Origin of the sequence: Dictyobacter aurantiacus (assembly GCF_003967515.1) — a bacterium.
Taxonomy (GTDB): Bacteria; Chloroflexota; Ktedonobacteria; order Ktedonobacterales; family Ktedonobacteraceae; genus Dictyobacter; species Dictyobacter aurantiacus.
This window is the reverse complement of the sequence record NZ_BIFQ01000001.1, coordinates 2,861,659-2,879,945: the sequence shown is the minus strand read 5'-3', so window position 1 is coordinate 2,879,945 and position 18,287 is coordinate 2,861,659. Positions and strand designations below refer to the sequence as shown.

Here is an 18,287-nt window from a genome sequence, read left to right as displayed (position 1 = left end):
AGACAGATGCAGATATGTACATTGAGGAAACGAAAAGTTTTTGGAGGTGTAACCCCTATGCTGTTCCATTCAATTCTCACATGAGTGGAATAACATAGGGGTTACGAAGGAAAAGAGATAGACAGGTTTAGGGCTCCCAGACCACGACACTATGTGATGGTATCCGTGGTGGTTGAGGACCGTTCCCGCTAGGGACTGACGTCGTCGTCTCACAGGTCAGAATATATTTGCCATCGGGTGACCAGGTAATCGAAGCAATATTAATGATATGCTGGGATGGAGCTGACGCCTGATAGGTGGAGCTTTTTTGGCCGTCCTTGATATTCAAAATTGCCACTACGTCTGTTTTACCACCGCCGATCATAGTATTGTACGCAATCTCATTCCCATTGGGTGACCAGGCCATTTCGCTGGCCGTTACACCAGGAAATGTTTTCAGCAATGCTTTGGCATCGATATTCCATACATTCATCACATCGCCTTCGAAATTTCCTCGCACCAGTAGGGAAAAAGCCAGATTGTGCGTGCCGGGCTGCCAGCTAGAACCTGAAAGCTCCTGGCTAACCGCATGTTGAAACACAATCTGCCGCGTTTTGGCATTCCACACGACCACCTGATTTTGTGTCAGACCCTTTGACATGTTGGCAGCGATATACTTTCCATCAGAAGACCAGGAAATTTCAGCCACACTCCAACCTGGATCCGTATGAAAAGAATTAGAAACAATGCCTGTCGTAGGATTCCAAACGTCTATTGCCGACGGGCTATTTCCCTGCGCAGCACCTGAACTATAGGAAGAGGCAATTGATTTGCCGTCAGGTGACCAGGCGATACCGCGAAACGAAGATGCTGATGCGAGAGCCCGGAGATGAGATTGTGTGCTGCTATAGCTTAAAGGGATCGCCATCGAGCTGAGAGCTACTGTGGGCTTTTCTGGAGTCGTGAACGCGAGTGTTGATGACCAATGACTCGTCATGATCTGCCCTGTCTGGCCGTTGACGATAATAACCCTCTTATTAGTTGCAATAGCGACCATATCGTCCACCGGCGACCAGGAGCCAGGCATATTCACCTGTTCATCTGAGTCCAGGGGAATACTCGCGTACGTTTGATTTGTCTTCGCATCCACTATTTTCATGGTCCCGCCAAATATGGTATTCTGCCTCGTTACCACCTCTATCAGACGCGGTCCAGCGGCCGGCCAATTCACCCAGGCCTCGCCATCTGCACTTTGGGAACGAAAGATCACATGTCCCTGCGATGCATTATTTCCAGATGGGCTGGTTGTATGATTCGCCGCGGGGGTCGAATGGTTGCTCGCGACACCCATCCTATGTTGCTGCGCCACAGTGAACATAACCATGGTACTCACCAGAACAAACGCGGCAACCAACCCTAATCCTACCTGCATCAGACGGCGTTTTGTAGCGCTCTTTTGTGTGCTCTTGAGAACAATTGGCTGATTAAATTCCCTCCGTCTCTGATACTGCTCCGGTGATTCAGCCATCTTAGCTAACGGGCGCTGTATCTGTTGAGAGAGTTGTTCCCAGGCTCGATCTAATATCTGGGATTCATCCTCATAGCGCTCCCGCGCATAAAGATCCTTCATTTCAGAGACCAGGCGAGCCTTTGGGTGCGAAACATGATCCCTCTGATGGCGTGTTTTTAATAGCTGATCAATATCAGCGTCAATGTCTTCAGGACGAAAGGTGTTCTTTGGTGTGTTCATTCCTTCTACAGCTCCTGTTTTTCGAGTTTTTCATAAATTACACGCAGTTTATTCAAGGTACGGGATAGAGTTGCGCGAATAGTCGTGGCGTTTTTGTTGAGTCTCTGGCCAATGTCAGCAGAAGACATACCATAGCCAAACCGCAGGCGTAATATTTCTTGTTGGAGGTCATTAAGCTTTCTGACATGCTTCATCAGATGCAGATGGTCTTCCTGACGTAAGGTCGATGGCTCCGGTAGCTGAGAAATATCTTCCTCCGTCAACGTCTCGAACACATCCTCGATGAGAAGAGGTTTCTCCTCAGGATGACCGCGATGATAGTGGTCAGCCAATTTATTACGAGCGACACGCAATAACCATGCCTGCTGCTCAGCATGGCTCATCTGCGGTCTCTTCAGATTCCGAAAAGAGGCAAGGAAGACCTCAATTAAAAGATCCTCCGCATCTTCTTTGAGCGCCACACGCGACATAAGATAGCGCAAGACGGTCCGCGCATGCGTGCGGTACAATAGATCAAAATCGATTCCTTCCGGTAGAGGAGGGCTGTCGGGTTGATACATCAGACGTTCCTTTCAGCACATTTTTGAGATCTCACCTTAGTAATCAGCCCGAAGCGTCTACGTGTGACAATTTTGCCGACCAATATACCCATCTGGTTGGAAGAGCCGGTGAACAACAAGAAGGGGGCCGAACGCAGACGCGCCCGGCCCCCTTCTCGTTATTCACTATTATGCCTTGGCGATAGCTTTCTCGCCTTTCTCGCCTTTTTCGGACTTGCGTTTGCGATGGCGGCCGTCGCCGTTGGCGGAGGCCTTCTCCTCATCCTCAGGGACCAGGGCGGTATCGAGGACCTGACGAATGTCGCTGGCAAAGGTGAAGTGCATCTGCTCGCGCAGTTCGTTGGGGATATCCTCCATGAACTCGGCCTCGTTTTTGGCAGGTAGGATCACCGAGCGGATGCCGGAGCGGTAAGCCGCCAGCACCTTTTCTTTGACGCCGCCAATCGGCATGACCTTACCGCGCAGGGTAATCTCGCCGGTCATGGCTACATCCGAACGCACTTTACGGCCACTGGCCAGTGAGACCAGCACCGTCACCATCGTCACACCGGCCGAGGGTCCATCCTTAGGAATAGCTCCAGCCGGGACGTGGATATGCACGTTCTGGCCCTCGAACACGTTCCTGGGCAGTCCCAGGGCGGCCGCATTGGAGCGCACATAGCTCAGAGCAGCGATGGCAGACTCTTTCATCACGTCACCCAACTGGCCTGTCAGGATCAGGCGCTCCTCTTTGCCCGGCATAGTCGCCGCTTCGATAAACATGATCTCGCCACCCACCGAGGTCCAGGCCATGCCCGTGGCAATACCGGGACGGTCGATGCGCTCGGCCGCCTCATCGAAGAAACGCTGGCGGCCCAGGTACTCGGTCACCTTATCCGCGGTAACGTGTACCGGGGTTGGCAGGCCTTCGGAGACCTGGCGCGCCACCTTACGGCACAGCGAGCCCACCTGGCGCTCCAGATTACGCACACCGGCCTCGCGTGTATAATCGCGAATCAGGCGGCGAATCGCATCATCGTCAATCGTCAATTCATCCGGCTTCAAGCCGTTAGACTCGCGCTGCTTGGAAAGCAGGTAGTTGCGAGCGATATGCAGCTTCTGCTCCTCGGTATAGCCGGACAGCTCCAGAATCTCCATACGGTCGCGCAACGGGGCGGGAATCGGTTCCAGCGCGTTGGCGGTAGCGATAAACATCACCCGTGACAGGTCAAAGGGCAGGTCCAGGTAGTTATCGCGGAAATTGAAATTCTGCTCGGGGTCCAGCACCTCAAGCAGCGCGGACGACGGATCACCGCGCCAATCGGCACCGACTTTATCCACCTCATCCAGCATAATCACCGGATCATTGGCCTCGACGCGACGTAGGGTCTGGATGATACGTCCTGGCATGGCACCGATATAGGTACGGCGATGGCCGCGAATCTCAGCCTCATCGCGGATGCCGCCCAGCGACATACGCGCGAACTTACGGCCCAGCGCCCGGGCGATCGACTGTCCCAGCGAAGTTTTACCAACTCCCGGCGGGCCAACGAAGCACAGGATAGGCTCACGATGCAGAGGACGGGCCGCCTCCTGGTCCTTCAGCGGCTGCGTGGGCACAAGCTTTTCGACCTCGACCCCTTCCCTCTCACCATCAAGCTCACGCTCGTGCGCCATCTCCTCCGACAGGCGATCCTCTTTCAGGCGGCGTACCGCCAGGTACTCCAGGATGCGCTCTTTAATCTTCTGCAGATCATAATGATCCTCATCCAGCACTTCGCGGGCATGAGGAACATCGATCTCGGTAGCGGTACCTTTATTCCAGGGCAGCGACGCCAGCAGCTCAACGTAGGTACGGATAATGCTGTATTCGGGCGAGACCGTTGGCAGCTTCTCAAGGCGCGACAGCTCGCGGTTGGCCTCTTTATAGGCCTCCTCGGGCATCTTCGCCTCTTCAATTTTGCGCCGCAGCTCATTAACGGTCGCCTGCTCCTCGCTCTCCTCGCCCAGTTCCCGCTGAATGGCCTTCAGCTGTTCGCGCAGCAGGTATTCTCGCTGAACCTTTCCCATCTCTTCCTGGGCGCTATTCTGAATCTTCTTTCCCAGCTCCAGGATTTCCAGCTCATGGGCCAGGAAAGTACTCAGCTGGCTCAGTTTCTCATGTACAGAATCGATCTCAAGCAGCTTCTGGCGCAACTCCATATCCATCTGCACAAAGGTCGCGATCACGTAGACAACCTGGCGCGGCTCCTCCAGATTCAAGGTTGCCGCGGCCACCCCCTCCGGCACATTCTGTACCAGGGCGACCAGACGCTGGAAGTAGCTAATCACATTGCGTTTGATCGCCTCGGTCTCGGTATCATCCTCCTGGATATCGGGTTTGGCCGTCACACGAGCCTGCAGGTACGGCTTCTCCTGCGTGAACTCATCGATAGTCACGCGCTCCAGGCCCTGAACGGCGATCTGCACCGTCCCATCGGGCATCCTGAACATACGACCGACGCGTGAGACCGTACCGACGCGATAGATGTCATCCGGACCCGCATGATCGATATCCGGCGACTTCTGGGCCACCAGCACCACCATACGATTGCCACGCATCACATCATCAATCAAACGAATATAGCGTTCCTGCCCAACCGAGAAAGGCTGGACGGAGAAGGGATAGATCACCGTATCCTTTAAAGGCAGGATGGGCAACACCTCAGGAATATGTAAGCGCTCCTCATCTTCTCCGTGCGCTGGTAGCTCACCGAACTCACCTTCGGAAGCGGGTTCGTTTGTATCAGTCGAAGTAGTAGTCGTCTCATCAGGCGCCTTCTCATCAGAAGGATCGTCATCAGAAGGCGATGAAGGCTCCGACACCTCATCCTCCTCTGAGGAAGAGGGAATTTGCTCCTGATCAGCGTCGGCATCGCTGGCAGGCACATCTTCAAATGCATCCGCAGCGATAGGCTGATTCTCAAGAAGCTCATCCACATTATGTGAGTTTGCCTGTTGCATCACATCCTCTTGCGGATCTGCCGCATGCTGATTTGTAATCTTTTCCATAAAATTCTTCTCTACATATTTCGAATAATGCTACTCTTGTTTCACGGCACCCTGAATGCGCACCTGCTCCACCTTTTTAGCAGACACCTTTGGTAAATCAACAAAGAGCATGCCATTCTCATAACGGGCCGTAACCGCATCTTGATTGATGGGTCGGGGAATAAATACTTCTAGCCGGAAGGGGCCATAGCGAATCTGTGCTTCTTGATAGCTCAAGCCTTCACGAGCCTCGTGAATGTCGCGACGCTCACCACTGACAACCAGCGCATTTTCGTACAGGGTCACTTCAATATTTTCTTCTTGCATGCCAGCGAGCTCGATCTTCACCCGGATCAGATCGGCTGACTCAAGAATATCGGCCGAAGGGCACCATGTCGTAGACTGCTGCAGGATCGACTGCTGGCCCTGGCGAAGCGCGTCATTGAGAAGTTGACGATAATGCTGCTCCAGTTGCTTTTGTGACCCTTCACGGGACCGATAGGTCACATACCGATAGCGCATGCGCATAGCATTTCCCCCTATCACACAAATCAAAAGGGATGGCACACGGCCTCTACTTACCTATATAATGAACGAAGAAACTTGCTTGTATACCATATCACCACAAGCACAAACGCTGGAAGAAGGGGACGTGTATCTCTATAGAAAAAGGCAAAAGGACAGGCATTTATTCCATGCACCGCATACTGAATGCCTGCTACCTTTTGCCTAATCGACGCTACAATAAAAGATGTTGTGCTCTACCCGAGAGGGAGATCCTTCTCTCCCGAGGCAAGAGCTTTCTGGCATTCCGAACAAAGATATTCATACTCGGAATTGCTCTCTGAAAGAACATCGCTTTGAACCACGCGGGCGTACCGGAGACGAGTTGCCTTCCCGCACCTCGCACAAGTGACATACGTTTCCGTGACGGCAGTTCGTCGGGTTCCAAGAACGTCTTCCTGCATGTCCGACACCTGTCTTTCTATGCTATTTCAGAAAAGTCGCAGATCATCAAATGCTCCATATCCACGTATATGGAACTTTTGCCAGAGTAAACATCAAAAGACCTTTCCCAAAGGCCTGACCCCCTTGATTATGGCACGCCGTATATAAAATTGCAAGTATGTTTGACGAGTTACCATTGATATGCTACTATGTTTCTATATCCTCTTTAATGCCATCTGGTATTTTCTGTAGCGCGTCCTCAGAGCTTTTGTCACTGTATTTGGCATCCCTACACTAGCGAGGGCAAGAAATACGATGATCATGCAAACGTTCAAGCGTTGGTTGAACAGATTATTTAGCTGGTGGCCGTGGAGAAGCACAGCCACCGTCAATCGCGTTCAAGCAAGCGACAGTAGGGCCTGGAGCGCCGTTCCAGAAGCGGCCTGGTACACAAGCATCAACGGAGCCGAGGCGGTCAATTCCCAATCCAACAACACAACCATCGCCATTGAACACGACCTGAATGCACCATCGATTGAGCATCCCATGGCAGCGGACGCCGGTATCCCATCTCCCGACGAGAGTAATTTCTTTGGGCAACCTTCTATTTTATCCGCCCAACAGTCGGTGGTAGCCAGCGAACAGCCAGCCCAGGATAGCACTGACGCAGAGAACCACCTGCTATTTCTCCGCTACCTGATTCAACATGGCATTCTCAATGAAGGATTCAAAGAAGGTCAGGTCCCAAAACAGTACAGAAACAAATAAAGGGGAGGCATATAACCATATATATGCTCCCCAACCCGAACGTATCTATGTACAGGCTAGAAGTTAGCGGCGGTAAAACCCTGTGTCTGCGCCTCCTGCTCGGAAGAGAAGTAGATCACATCCACAGGCGTGCCATCAGCTGTGCCCAGCTGATCCAGAGGTGTTTCAACCGGATAATATTTTCTAGTACTGGCCAGACCCACAAAAATGGCGTCGCTCGGAGCCGCTTGCGCGGTCGCGGCCAACTCCTCCGCGCTCTTATCAGAGACAGGGCCATCGTAAGCAGTGACCGTCTTCAGCTCGCCAAAGGGATAAGATTCTGGCTGGCTGGCCGTATTGCTGATCGCATGAATTTCGCCCCTGGGCTGTGAAACATGGATCGTTGAGAGATTGGCATCATAATTCATTTGAATAGAGGAATCATTGGAAACGTCGGTATCACGCAGGCGTCGGCGCACCAGCATAAACGTCACAATGCCCGCCACCGTTAAACCACAGCCAAACCCCAGAAAGATCCAGAGTTTACGATCCTGTTGCGCGATGCTGCGCTGCGCCTTACGGCTACGCTTCCCCAGTTCTTGAGAGAACTCACTGCTGCGCTTCCCCAGTTCTTGAGAGAAATCGCTACCACGCTTTCCCAGCTCATGCGAGATCTCACTGCTGCGCTTTCCTAGCTCATGCGAGAAATCGCTACCACGCTCGGCCAGGGTTTGCGAAAACTTATTACTGCGCGCAATGAAATCTTCTGTCAATTCATTAGCACGCTTCAACATAGCCTGATTGGTGGAGCGCTCACGCAGATCCGCCAAAACATCTGACAGTGCGGTCCCGATTGACTGCAAACGCTCTTGCAGGTCGGGCTGCGCGTCATTGGCAAGGGCGGCGATCATCTCTTTGCGCTTAGCATCACGAATGTCAGCGGCGGCCTGCTCCGCCTCTTGCTGGGCACGGATACGTTCAATCGCGGCATCAACAACGGGGGCCAGTGTACTGGCCGATAAAGCACCAACCCGGGCCCAGCGGCCCGCATCCTGGGATATATTCTTCTTCTGATTAGATTTCATAACAACCTCCTCATTCAAAGCAACGCTACCTATTAGGGAACACGCGTCACAAACCATTATCGATGTATAGGTCGGGCAAAACATGAACGCAGGTATACCGCAAGAAGCCCACATATCCACCTGTCTGGCTCCTGCAGCGCTCTACACGATAAAGGCGGCAGGACGTCTGCATCAGTATGTCAGCTTATATTGAAGTGTGTCAAGAAAACGGATAGTTGTTCAATCAGGAGCAAAAAACTACCCCGAAGGATAGGTAAAGAGGGAAAAAAGCAGGCGAGCATGTACTTGTCAGTACGGATATCATCAGTCAGGTGGACGAGCGGCAAAAAATCATAGATAGAAATATAGCTGTCAAAGAGGGTTATGAGAAATCTTCGGCCGAAAACTCACTCAACTGCAGGACCAGCCGACAAAAGTGTAGCAGCGCGGACGCTGACTCCAGATAGGCTTCATCGCTATTCGCGGACTGCTGGGCCATCGGTATGCGGCGTCTCAACGCGCGCAACACCACCATCACATCTTCTTTAAGGGCTGCATCCATATCTCCACGCTGCATCAACAACACCACCTGGCTCACAATAGAATCGACCTCGTGGCGCATCATATCCAGGTCATCTATCCAGGGGTCGCCATCGTCTTCAGCCGCATCATCACCATTGTTCCACAACAGTGCATCCGCGAATTGCTCACGTCGCTTGACGTCGCTGCGCATGGTTTTACGTGATTGTCGCAAATGAGCCTGGGGCTCTTCTTGCTGTACACCTAGCTCGCTCAGCAACACAGACAATTCATCTTCCCAGCCAGCCATAGAGCACCTCCTTGTGAAACACCGCACACAGTGATCGAAACAGGATTCTCGAGGCTGCAAGGTTTCGCACACCCAAAAAAGCGTGGTATTTAATGGTTTTCATATAAATAGCGTCAATCCTCTAAGCCTGAAACCTTACCCGAAGTGTAACACAGTGCTTCAGCATTGTAAATGACCCAAATGGTTGTAAGAGATCCTGCCGGATATAGGACTTTTGCGCCCCTGGCATGATTGCAAATACGATGGCTGCCGGTCCTGTAAATCCGTACGGCTTATAGAAAGTCGATCTAATACCCATAGATTGCGTTTGTAGTAGTTTCATGCTGTTTTCTATCCTATACGAGAGGTGTTCATATCCTTAGCAATTCATTGATATTGCATGTTTTTGTTGACATGGCTGTAAGTTTAACGCTCGAATAATGATCGCTTAATATTAAGCTGATACACTACTGATGTCAGCAAAAAAGCATAAATGATTGATGTGATCATTGCCTGGATTGAGCAGCTGATGAGCGGGTAAACAGCCAGACTATCACTATTTACCCCCAAAGCATCTCCCTGGCACCTTCCATCGACATAGACCTGTTGCGTATCTATGGACACGCGATAGGTGCTATGCCTCTTGTAACGACGTTTCTCGCAAGGAGACGCTCGTTGACAGGGCGAGAAGTCTCCTCGAACTTCTCGCCCCTGGAGAAAGGAATACCTCCCTTCGCTCGCTTCGTATTATCTCTCATTACAAATAATCATCAACGCCAGCAAGCTTGACAAGGGTATCCAAGCATCCTATACTTATCAATTGATAAATATCGGGATGCAAAAAAAGCAGCTCAATCGGAGCACAAGAGCGAGGTGTTCATGTCACGTGGAGCCAAGAGAGCAGCTACGCGCGAGGAATCGGAGGAGACACGTCAGACCATTTTGCGTACAGCCGAGCAGCTATTTATGGAGTACGGCTATCGCGCGGTATCCACGCGGCAGATCGCTGACGCCTGTGGTCTAACCCAACCGGCCCTCTACCACTATTTTGCTGATAAGCAGACCCTCTACGTTGAGGTAATTAAAGAGAATACGGGGAAGACGCAAAGCGCCATGGAACGCATTGTGCGCCGTAACGAAGGGATCGCCGAGCGGTTACGACTGATCGTGCGCTACCTTTATAACACAACACAGCATGACATCAGCCAGATGCTGCATGATATCCAGCACGAGCTTGATCCTCAGATGCGCGAACTGCTCAACCAGCTATTTATAACGGGTTTGATCGCGCCTCTGGCCTCCATCTTCGAGGAAGGGATTCAAACAGGCTTCCTGCGCCATCCCAGCATGGGTGGATTGGACGCCACTAACGCGGCCTACCTCTTTATGAGTATGCTTCCCCGATTCCTCTCTCGCCCACCACTCACAGTTCCTGAACATGGTCCCTCCCATGCGAGCCGTCATGGTTTGAAGATAGAACAGGCGGAGATGCTCGTGCAGGTACTGCTCTATGGATTGGCAGAGCAAGGAGTTGGGGAAAGACATCAGGTAGAAACGGTGGATAGCGATCATACGCTATAATGTCCCCTGAACAAATAATAGAGTGCATGAGCCACCATGAAATTTATAGTAGCCCGCACACTCTACACATGTATTTATATGTATTTACTACATTACTACGATAAAGGCCCGGTTTCATCGCTCTGAAGCGTACTCAATATAGGGTCGGCATCTACTTCTTTGCGGCGCCTTTTTTGGACGCGTATATCGCTCGGTGATAGTGGATTGATCAATCCAATCGCTACGCGTATCAGGCCAATCAGCACCACAATCGCGCCAATGCCAACCAACAATCCCTCGGCTGAGTAAGCACCTGTCTTCAGCATAAGCCCAACCACAATCAGAAGACAACCAATTCCAACAATGAGCAGCCCACTCCAGGTATATTTATTCCATTTTCGCCACACAGCACGATCCAGAAGCTCGGTTTCAGTGAGAATATCAGACGGACGTTCTGCCATTGCGGCACCTCTTTCTCATTGTAATGCTATTTGAGCACTCACAATGGTTTATTCTACACCCATTCGGGATGGGTATATATGTGAGGACACAGGATAAAAAGTAAAAATAGCGAGATAAAAAAGTCCTCTGATGTTATATACGGAATGGAACATTATCTAGCTCCAAAACCAGAAAATACAGTAAAGCAAGTACTGTTATTGGAGCAACCGGGCGTCTAAACAACGATTTAGTGACGAATATTTGACGGCGACACCTGTAAAAATGGTGTAAACAGGTTTGTTAACACTCCTTCTTCTTTGAGGACCGTCATACCGGTACCTTGCTTGCAGTAGATGCCTTCTCCGATGTCCAATCGATTGAAGTGACAACGAATACGAAACGTGCTTCCAGCGGCAAGCTGTTCGATGCTGGCCAGGCATTCGCGGAGTGTAAACATGCGCCTCCAGGGTGTGGTGGGATCGTCAAGCCAGATCTCTAACATAAATTCTTTAGATGAGAGGTTCATGTCACCTGTGTACAGCTTATTTAACGCTGTTCTGGGTACGAAGTAGGAGGTATCTTTCATTATTATCTCACTCTCTATATTAAAGAGACTACGTTGCGACTGGCTAAGAATAGGTCTTACTCCCCTCACCCTGGCGGCACGTGAGCGTCTCAGCTCACGCAGCCTCAAGGTTTTGTGTGTTGGTGCATCGGGGTCGCACCTGTGACCCCGATGCACCAACACACAACGGATTCGTGAGCACCGTAGGTGCGAAATCTCACTCAAGCCGCAGGCGATGCTCATTAGAGCAGACACTCTCTAATAAAGAACGTAGAAATAGATTGTTTGTCCTTTTATTATAAGGGTATGGATTTGAAAATACTTGTGTGTCTGTTTAAGATAAGAAAGGCTTTTGTGTGTTTTCTTTGTTGTTTGTTTTTGGTGTGGTTGATATGGTTGTTTTAAGGGTTTTTGTTTTTAAGTTGTTCTAGGTTAGACTATACCATAGGTGGATATAAAAGTACATAGGTTCTTTTTGGGGTTTTGTGGTGCCGCCTGACGGCGGCACCGGAGAGAGAAGGAGGGCCGGGGGCACAGCCCCCGGAGCCCCCAGTCAGGGGCTGCCGCCCCTGCACCCCGCTTATTGAATGACGGCGGGCGAGACCCCGTAGGTGCGCCCCTTGCGGCACCTACTCCAACAAATTCGTAGGAGGCGCGTGGCAAGCCCCTTGATGGGTCTTAGCCGCTTGCTTGGCGGCGCGGGCCTGAGCACGTTCCTGCCTTTGCCGATCGGAACGGTGGGCATAGCGAACGTGCTCACGTGGCTCAAGCACTTCTTCCGGGGGCGGCCTCACCCATGCCTGGTCCACAAATGGGACCGCATAGACGGTTCGGGTGCTGGGCCGAATCAGCCCGGCTTCCCGCCCCCACCACCGCACGACTTCCAGAGGATCGCGCCCTGCCTGGAACATGCGTCCCGTCATGCGGGTGAGCAGATCCAGCGACACATCTTGTGGCCTCACGCCCGCTTGCATCGCAATCTCATGTTGCAGGCCATGAAAGTACTGCGCCAGGAGCAGCCCCGCCCACAGCTGGACCTGGATCACAGGCCATTTCGCACACCACAGCAGACGCAGCTGCAGATGATCTTTGAGCAAGCGGAACCCCAGTTCAATATCCCAGCGGCGGGCATAGAGTCGGGCGACCTCAGCCAGAGGCAACACTGTCGGATCACACACATTGGTCACATACTGATAGAACTTCTTGTGATACCAGAACTGGATCAGGCGCACGGGATAGCGGGCACGGTCACTGCGATGGACTCCGAACAACACGATGAGATCACGAACCCCATCAGCCTCATAGATGCCATGCACCACGGTGTAGCTGGCGCGGTTGCTGTAGCGGGTGATCCACCACAGCCGACGCTCGGTGAGGACATCAAGCCATTCAAAACTGAAATACCCCCGATCAAAAAGCAGCAGGGTGTTTTCCTGCAGCTGCTCGATCATCTCCAAGGCATGCACTTTGCAATTGGTGGCGGCATCTTCCAGCAGATCAACCCGTAGCCATTGTTGCAGGCGCAGGTCAAAAAGCGCACTCAGGCGTCCGGCGCGTAAACGGGCATCACCTCGCAGCAACGCGCGTAACTCGGGGAGCCAGCGCCCGACCCGGTCCAAGACACACTCATCCAAGGCAATCACCTGCGTCGCAAACGGAGCCAAGCTGTGATCCTGCCAGGGCTCCAGACGCGCCCGCATGCGTTGGCTCAACTGGTCAAAGAGCTGCCGCATCCAAGGACCAGCGCGCTCAAGACGGTTGTAGATGGCTTGATCGCAGATGGGCAGGACAGGGGGCACATGCCAAAATCCCTCAAAACAGAGCAGCCGCCGCAAATCGAGCTGGCTGCGCCATTGCATCAAGACACAGGCAAGCACGCCCAGGCAGAGGTGCATCCAACTCAGATGTGTCGGTCGGCCACGTCGGCGCACGGACAGAGTCAGCAGCTCTCTCCCATCGGCTTGTACGAGCTGACAAACCTGCTGAGGGTCAGGAGTGGGGATAGACAGATGGGGGTGCGATTCGCTATGATGCATCCAGGAAAACCTTTCTTGCTATCAAGTGACAGAAAAGATGTATCAAGAAAGATTTTCCTCTTTTTTTGGCGCTATTACAACCCCTTCTGTGAATTTGTTGGAGTAGGTGCCCTTGCGGGCGCTTGCCGCGCAGCGGCCCCGCGCACCCGGGGGAGGATGCCCGTAGGTGCGCCCCTTGCGGGCGGCGGCCCCGTGGCCGGCCATCCGCATTCCATCAACGGCGCCACGCCTCCTGGGATGCATTATAAGGTTAGAAGTCGGGGGTTGGAGATTGGGCGGGATGGTCAGGGCTGGAGTATTCGGCCCATTGTTGGATGAGCTTGGCTATGACGCCGGTCCAACCGGTCTGGTGGCTGGCTCCGAGGCCAGCTCCGTTGTCGCCATGGAAGTATTCGTAGAAGAGGATGAATTCTTTCCAGTTGGGGTCACTTTGCAGGGTGGCGATGCCACCGTAAACTGCTCGCTGGCCGCTACCGGGATCACGCTGGAAGATGCGTATGAGGCGGGTGGAGAGCTCGTTGGCGACTTCCCAGAGGTTCATGCGGTTGCCCGAGCCAGTTGGGCATTCGACGGTGAAGTCGGGCCCGAGATACTGGTGGAACTTTTGGAGGGCTTCGATGAGCAGGTAATTAATGGGAAACCAGATGGGTCCGCGCCAGTTTGAGTTACCTCCGAAGTCGTTGGTGCGCGATTCGGCCGGGGTATATCGCACCTGGTAGGGTTGACCATTGGCAGCGGTAATACCGGGTAAGATGTAAGGGTGCTGCTCATAATATTTTGAGAGTGAGCGAATACCATATGGGCTAAGAAATTCGTTCTCATCCAGCAGCCGGGCCAGAATGCGTTTGAGGCGTTCCGGTTTGACCAGCGCCAGCATGATACCCTGCATCAGGCCACTGGTGCTGCGGATATCGACGTTTTCGTGACTGGTCAGGTCGGTCCCCGATCTGAGAAGGTGATCAAAACGCTGGCGGAAATCGGCCAGGTTGGGGGATGCGAGGAATTTGAGGTCGATCCCTTCGATGGCGAGCAAGGGGACAAGTCCGACGACCGAACGCAGCTTCATGCTCAGAAACTTTTGACCATTAATATCTACGTCGTCAGCCAGATGCAGAATATCGTAGTAAAAGCCATCCACATCATCCCAGAGATTTTCACCATCGTCGCCGATCTCGTTGATGGCACGCGCGATAAAGAGGAATTGCAACAGGTACTGGACCGCCATCTGCTCGTAGGTCACGTCGTGGCTGGCCAGTTCGATGGCGATGCGCAACATGTTGAGGCTAAACATGCCCATCCAACCCGTGGCATCCGACTGGTCCAGGTAGCCACTGATGCCGGCGGGGATATTGCTGCGATCAAACGGACCGATATTGTCGAGTCCCAGGAAGCCACCCTGAAAGATATCGTTGCCGTCCACATCCTTACGGTTCAGCCACCAGGTAAAATAGAGCGTCAGCTTCTGAAAAGCCTGCTCCAGAAATACACGGTCGCCGGTGCCATACATCCTGGCCTCAATTTTATAGACGCGCCATGCGGCCCAGGCCTGGACGGGGGGATTCAAATCGTTGAAGGACCATTCGTAAGCGGGAATCTGCCCATTTGGATGCATGCTCCAGGGCTGCATCAGCAGCAGGATCTGCTGCTTGGCCAGCACGGGATCAATCATGGCCAGGGGGATCGTATGGAAGGCGAGATCCCAGGCAGCGAACCAGGGATATTCCCAGGTGTCGGGCATGGAGATGATATCTTTCAGGAAGAGATGTTTCCAGGTCGAGTTGCGCCCGCTTTTGCGCTCGGGCGGTGGCGGCGGAAAAGCGGGATCCCCATTGAGCCATTCTTTGACCATATAGAAGTAGAACTGCTTGTTCCACAGCATGCCCACGAAGGCCTGGCGCTGGATATTGCGCAGGTCTGAGGAGAGAGGATAGGGGTTGACCGCCTGATAAAAGTCATCGGCCTCCTGACGGCGCGTTTGCAACAGAGAAGCAAAGGTGGTAGCGTCGCACGGCTCATTCATAGCGGCTATATTGCTCAGGCGCAGACGAATCACCCGCGTCTCACCGGCCGCGACCTGCAGGGAATACGCGGCAGCGGCCTTCGTACCCACTGCCGCGGGATTGACCGCCGACTGCTGTCCGTGGATGACATATTGCTCAAAGGCATCCTTCACATAGGGCGAAGCATTGGCGCCCCAGTTGAAGTGGGCGTTATTGGTCTCGTTCTCAGTGAACAGAAGTTCATCGGCCCCCTCGGCATACAGGTACATCGTACCGATATCCTGAGCGCTGCCCTGAGCTTCGATGACGTGTCGACCGGGATGATCCACCGGTACGCGCCGCAGCAGCGGCTTGCTGACGGTGTGGTCCCAGGACCATGTGTTGCGGAACCAGAGCGTAGGCAGGACATGCAGCGGAGCAGCGTCAGGGCCGCGATTGGTGATGCTGAACTGGATACAGATATCTTCCGGCGTCTGTTTGGCGTACTCGACCAGGACATCAAAATAGCGGTTGTCGGCGAAGACGCCGGTATCGAGCAATTCATACTCAAAGCTGGCGGGATTCGCCTTGCGCCGGGCGTTCTCCATCCTCAGATCGGCATAGGGAAATCTGGCCTGCGGATATTTATACAGGCACTTCATATAAGAATGGGTGGGGACATTGTCTAAATAGAAATAATACTCCTTGACGTCCTCCCCATGGTTGCCCTCGCCGTTGGTCAGGCCAAACAGGCGCTCCTTCAGAAAGTCGTCCTGCCCATTCCAGAGCGTCAGGGCGAAGCAGAGACGCTGATCGGAATCGCACAATCCGGCGATCCCATCCTCACCCCAACGATAGGCGCGAAAACGCGCATCTTCATACGAAAAATAAGTCCAGGGCTGGCCGTTCGCGCTATAATCCTCACGCACCGTCCCCCACTGCCGATCGCTTAGATATGGCCCCCAATGCTTCCAATGAGCCGTCCCCTGCTGATTAACGGCTAAGCGCTGCCCCTCTTGCGTCCCCTGGATATCGGTCATAATGCTCTCCCCGTCAGGTCAAATACTATAGGCGCCACTCAATATAATTCATCCACTTAAACAGAGAGAGGGCGTCATCATCAATGCGCAACATATTTCTTTTTATAAGATCGATTTTACCCCTGCTGTAGTAACCGTCATGCGTACAATGTTCCTCGATCATGGAAGGCTGAACCATATGCAATAAAAACGAGACCTCTGGAAACATGCCAGAAGTCTCGCTGAAAAAGCAACTTAGTTGCGCCATTCTTGCCCGGGCTCTGGAATCACAGGCGGGACATATGGCACAGAGGGAGGCGCAAACGAGGGGGTACCAGCGACAGGTTGCGGACCCACGGGCATAAACGCACGATTCTGCCTCTGCTGGCGCCGGGCCTGCATGGCTGGCCACATTAAAAAGAAGCCCAATAAACCCAGTCCCAGAGCAGCTACTAAGACGCCTACCGGCCAGCGATTATCATCAAAGCCATCGGGATGTGACAGGTAATCGCCGGTCGTAAAACGATACTCCTTTTGATCTTTAGAACTGGTCAGGGTAAAGCTCACCACCGTAAGCTCTTGCGAATTAACCTGGCTGCCATCGTCATTATGCATAACAAATGACTGGGGGTCCTCATCTTTATAGAGAACCTCACCGATACCATCGGTATTCTTAAATGCATTATCGTCGGGCACGGGATTAAAATCGGTTGGATGAACTATATAGTACGTATCAGTACCATCCAGCACAAACCCATAGGTGCCATCGGTCATGGCGGTAACATGATATTTTCCCTGGGGAACCGGAACATAGTTGACGTGGTGGGAGGTTAATCCATAGATAATGCCACCCAGGATCAATAGACCTCCCACAGCCAGGCGACCGACATGGCTGCGAAGCAATAGAATGCTCATGCGAGCTAATAAATATGGCATAGAATTATTCCCTCTAAAACAGCATAAATGAATACATTGCAGTTAGATAGACACAATTAGATTTACAAACTCTGCCATTAGAACGCACAGCAATGTAAGGGATAACATTAATGAAGGAAAAGGTCACAGGTACTGCTTTTTGATTGCAGGTCTGGTCAAAACAGGCGGTTAAAGATAGGAAAAGAAAACTACACCCGGTCATCTTCTACCGGTACACGAGCATATACATCGGCCAGGGCAAGCGAGAGATCAAGGCTTTGGAGATATGCACACAATGGCAACAAAAAGCCCCCGACCTGTTTACAGGTCGGGGGCAATAGTAGCGGCGACAGGAATCGAACCTGTGACACAGGGCTTATGAGTCCCTTGCTCTACCGACTGAGCTACGCCGCCAGGAAAGACAGTTCCTTGTTTTAACAGGGTTCTGGCTGTCAATTCTTTACGGCCCTTATAATATCACGACTATCGATAGGATGCAAGGGGGTAGTGGCTGAATTTTGCCGAATTGACAAAATTCGTTTATTCTTCCTGCACTGTGTTTTTTTTACTGAGAGTTGAGAAGTGATAAAAATAGAGATATGATTGGTTTAGATTGCAACAGCTAGCGTACAACGCGGTTGTAGGTCTCGATTACGATTTCTAATGCTTGCTGCTCCCCCACGAAAGCTTCGAGTTCTTCTTGATACGAACCCAATGTACTATATTTATGGTTAATGATGTCATGCCTGGAAGTGATCGCGTAGCCAGTCAACATCTGATTCATGGCGTCACACACCGTCTCTATCTGTTCTCTCAGCCTTGCCACCTCACTTCGACATTCCGCCATAGCCCCGGCTCCTTTCTTCCTAGTGGTGTTGTCAAAAACCTAACAAACTTGCTATACTAG

General features: G+C 52.3%; 15 protein-coding genes and 1 tRNA gene. 2 read left to right on the top strand and 14 right to left on the bottom strand.

The window, feature by feature from the left end:
- Positions 1–127: 127 nt before the first annotated feature.
- The 4 genes from KTT_RS11595 to KTT_RS11580 all read right to left on the bottom strand — a co-directional run bounded on the left by KTT_RS11595 (position 128) and on the right by KTT_RS11580 (position 5,826).
- Entirely contained in the window at positions 128–1,729 is a 1,602-nt protein-coding gene (locus KTT_RS11595) for a WD40 repeat domain-containing protein (protein WP_126596123.1), read from the bottom strand.
- A gap of 5 nt (positions 1,730–1,734) precedes the next feature.
- Entirely contained in the window at positions 1,735–2,289 is a 555-nt protein-coding gene (locus KTT_RS11590; RefSeq protein ID WP_126596122.1) for an RNA polymerase sigma factor, read from the bottom strand.
- Between the two features lie 168 nt (positions 2,290–2,457).
- Positions 2,458–5,319, bottom strand: a complete 2,862-nt coding sequence (gene lon, locus KTT_RS11585; RefSeq protein WP_235845677.1) for an endopeptidase La — start codon at positions 5,317–5,319, stop codon at positions 2,458–2,460.
- 30 nt (positions 5,320–5,349) lie between these two features.
- Complete coding sequence (locus KTT_RS11580) at positions 5,350–5,826, bottom strand: Hsp20/alpha crystallin family protein (RefSeq protein ID WP_126596121.1); 477 nt, start codon at positions 5,824–5,826, stop codon at positions 5,350–5,352.
- Positions 5,827–6,567: 741 nt separating this feature from the next.
- Here KTT_RS11580 and KTT_RS11575 point away from each other — a divergent pair.
- Entirely contained in the window at positions 6,568–7,014 is a 447-nt protein-coding gene (locus KTT_RS11575; RefSeq protein WP_126596120.1) for a hypothetical protein, read from the top strand.
- Positions 7,015–7,070: 56 nt separating this feature from the next.
- Here the strand turns inward: KTT_RS11575 and KTT_RS11570 are convergent, their stop codons facing one another.
- Positions 7,071–8,078 carry a hypothetical protein gene (locus KTT_RS11570; RefSeq protein ID WP_126596119.1) on the bottom strand — a complete coding sequence of 336 codons (1,008 nt, stop codon included), beginning with the start codon at positions 8,076–8,078 and terminating at the stop codon, positions 7,071–7,073.
- Positions 8,079–8,439: 361 nt separating this feature from the next.
- Entirely contained in the window at positions 8,440–8,886 is a 447-nt protein-coding gene (locus tag KTT_RS11565; RefSeq protein WP_126596118.1) for a hypothetical protein, read from the bottom strand.
- 858 nt (positions 8,887–9,744) lie between these two features.
- Here KTT_RS11565 and KTT_RS11560 point away from each other — a divergent pair.
- Entirely contained in the window at positions 9,745–10,446 is a 702-nt protein-coding gene (locus KTT_RS11560) for a TetR/AcrR family transcriptional regulator (RefSeq protein ID WP_126596117.1), read from the top strand.
- 95 nt (positions 10,447–10,541) lie between these two features.
- Here the strand turns inward: KTT_RS11560 and KTT_RS11555 are convergent, their stop codons facing one another.
- The 8 genes from KTT_RS11555 to KTT_RS11525 all read right to left on the bottom strand — a co-directional run bounded on the left by KTT_RS11555 (position 10,542) and on the right by KTT_RS11525 (position 18,227).
- Positions 10,542–10,886: a hypothetical protein gene (locus KTT_RS11555; protein WP_126596116.1), complete on the bottom strand. Its 345-nt coding sequence runs from the start codon at positions 10,884–10,886 to the stop codon at positions 10,542–10,544.
- A gap of 227 nt (positions 10,887–11,113) precedes the next feature.
- On the bottom strand, positions 11,114–11,452 hold the full coding sequence (locus KTT_RS11550) for a hypothetical protein (RefSeq protein ID WP_126596115.1): 339 nt from the start codon (positions 11,450–11,452) through the stop codon (positions 11,114–11,116).
- Between the two features lie 608 nt (positions 11,453–12,060).
- Complete coding sequence (locus KTT_RS11545) at positions 12,061–13,467, bottom strand: IS4 family transposase (RefSeq protein WP_126596114.1); 1,407 nt, start codon at positions 13,465–13,467, stop codon at positions 12,061–12,063.
- A 250-nt stretch (positions 13,468–13,717) separates the two neighbouring features.
- Entirely contained in the window at positions 13,718–16,486 is a 2,769-nt protein-coding gene (locus tag KTT_RS11540; RefSeq protein ID WP_174844787.1) for an MGH1-like glycoside hydrolase domain-containing protein, read from the bottom strand.
- Between the two features lie 234 nt (positions 16,487–16,720).
- Complete coding sequence (locus KTT_RS11535) at positions 16,721–17,401, bottom strand: hypothetical protein (RefSeq protein ID WP_126596113.1); 681 nt, start codon at positions 17,399–17,401, stop codon at positions 16,721–16,723.
- A gap of 188 nt (positions 17,402–17,589) precedes the next feature.
- Positions 17,590–17,751, bottom strand: coding sequence for a hypothetical protein (locus KTT_RS36155; RefSeq protein WP_160145803.1), 162 nt, complete (start codon positions 17,749–17,751; stop codon positions 17,590–17,592).
- Positions 17,722–17,794, bottom strand: a tRNA-Met gene (locus KTT_RS11530). The genes KTT_RS36155 and KTT_RS11530 overlap by 30 nt, the downstream gene beginning before the upstream one ends.
- A 208-nt stretch (positions 17,795–18,002) precedes the next feature.
- Positions 18,003–18,227, bottom strand: coding sequence for a hypothetical protein (locus KTT_RS11525; protein ID WP_126596112.1), 225 nt, complete (start codon positions 18,225–18,227; stop codon positions 18,003–18,005).
- Positions 18,228–18,287: the final 60 nt, after the last annotated feature.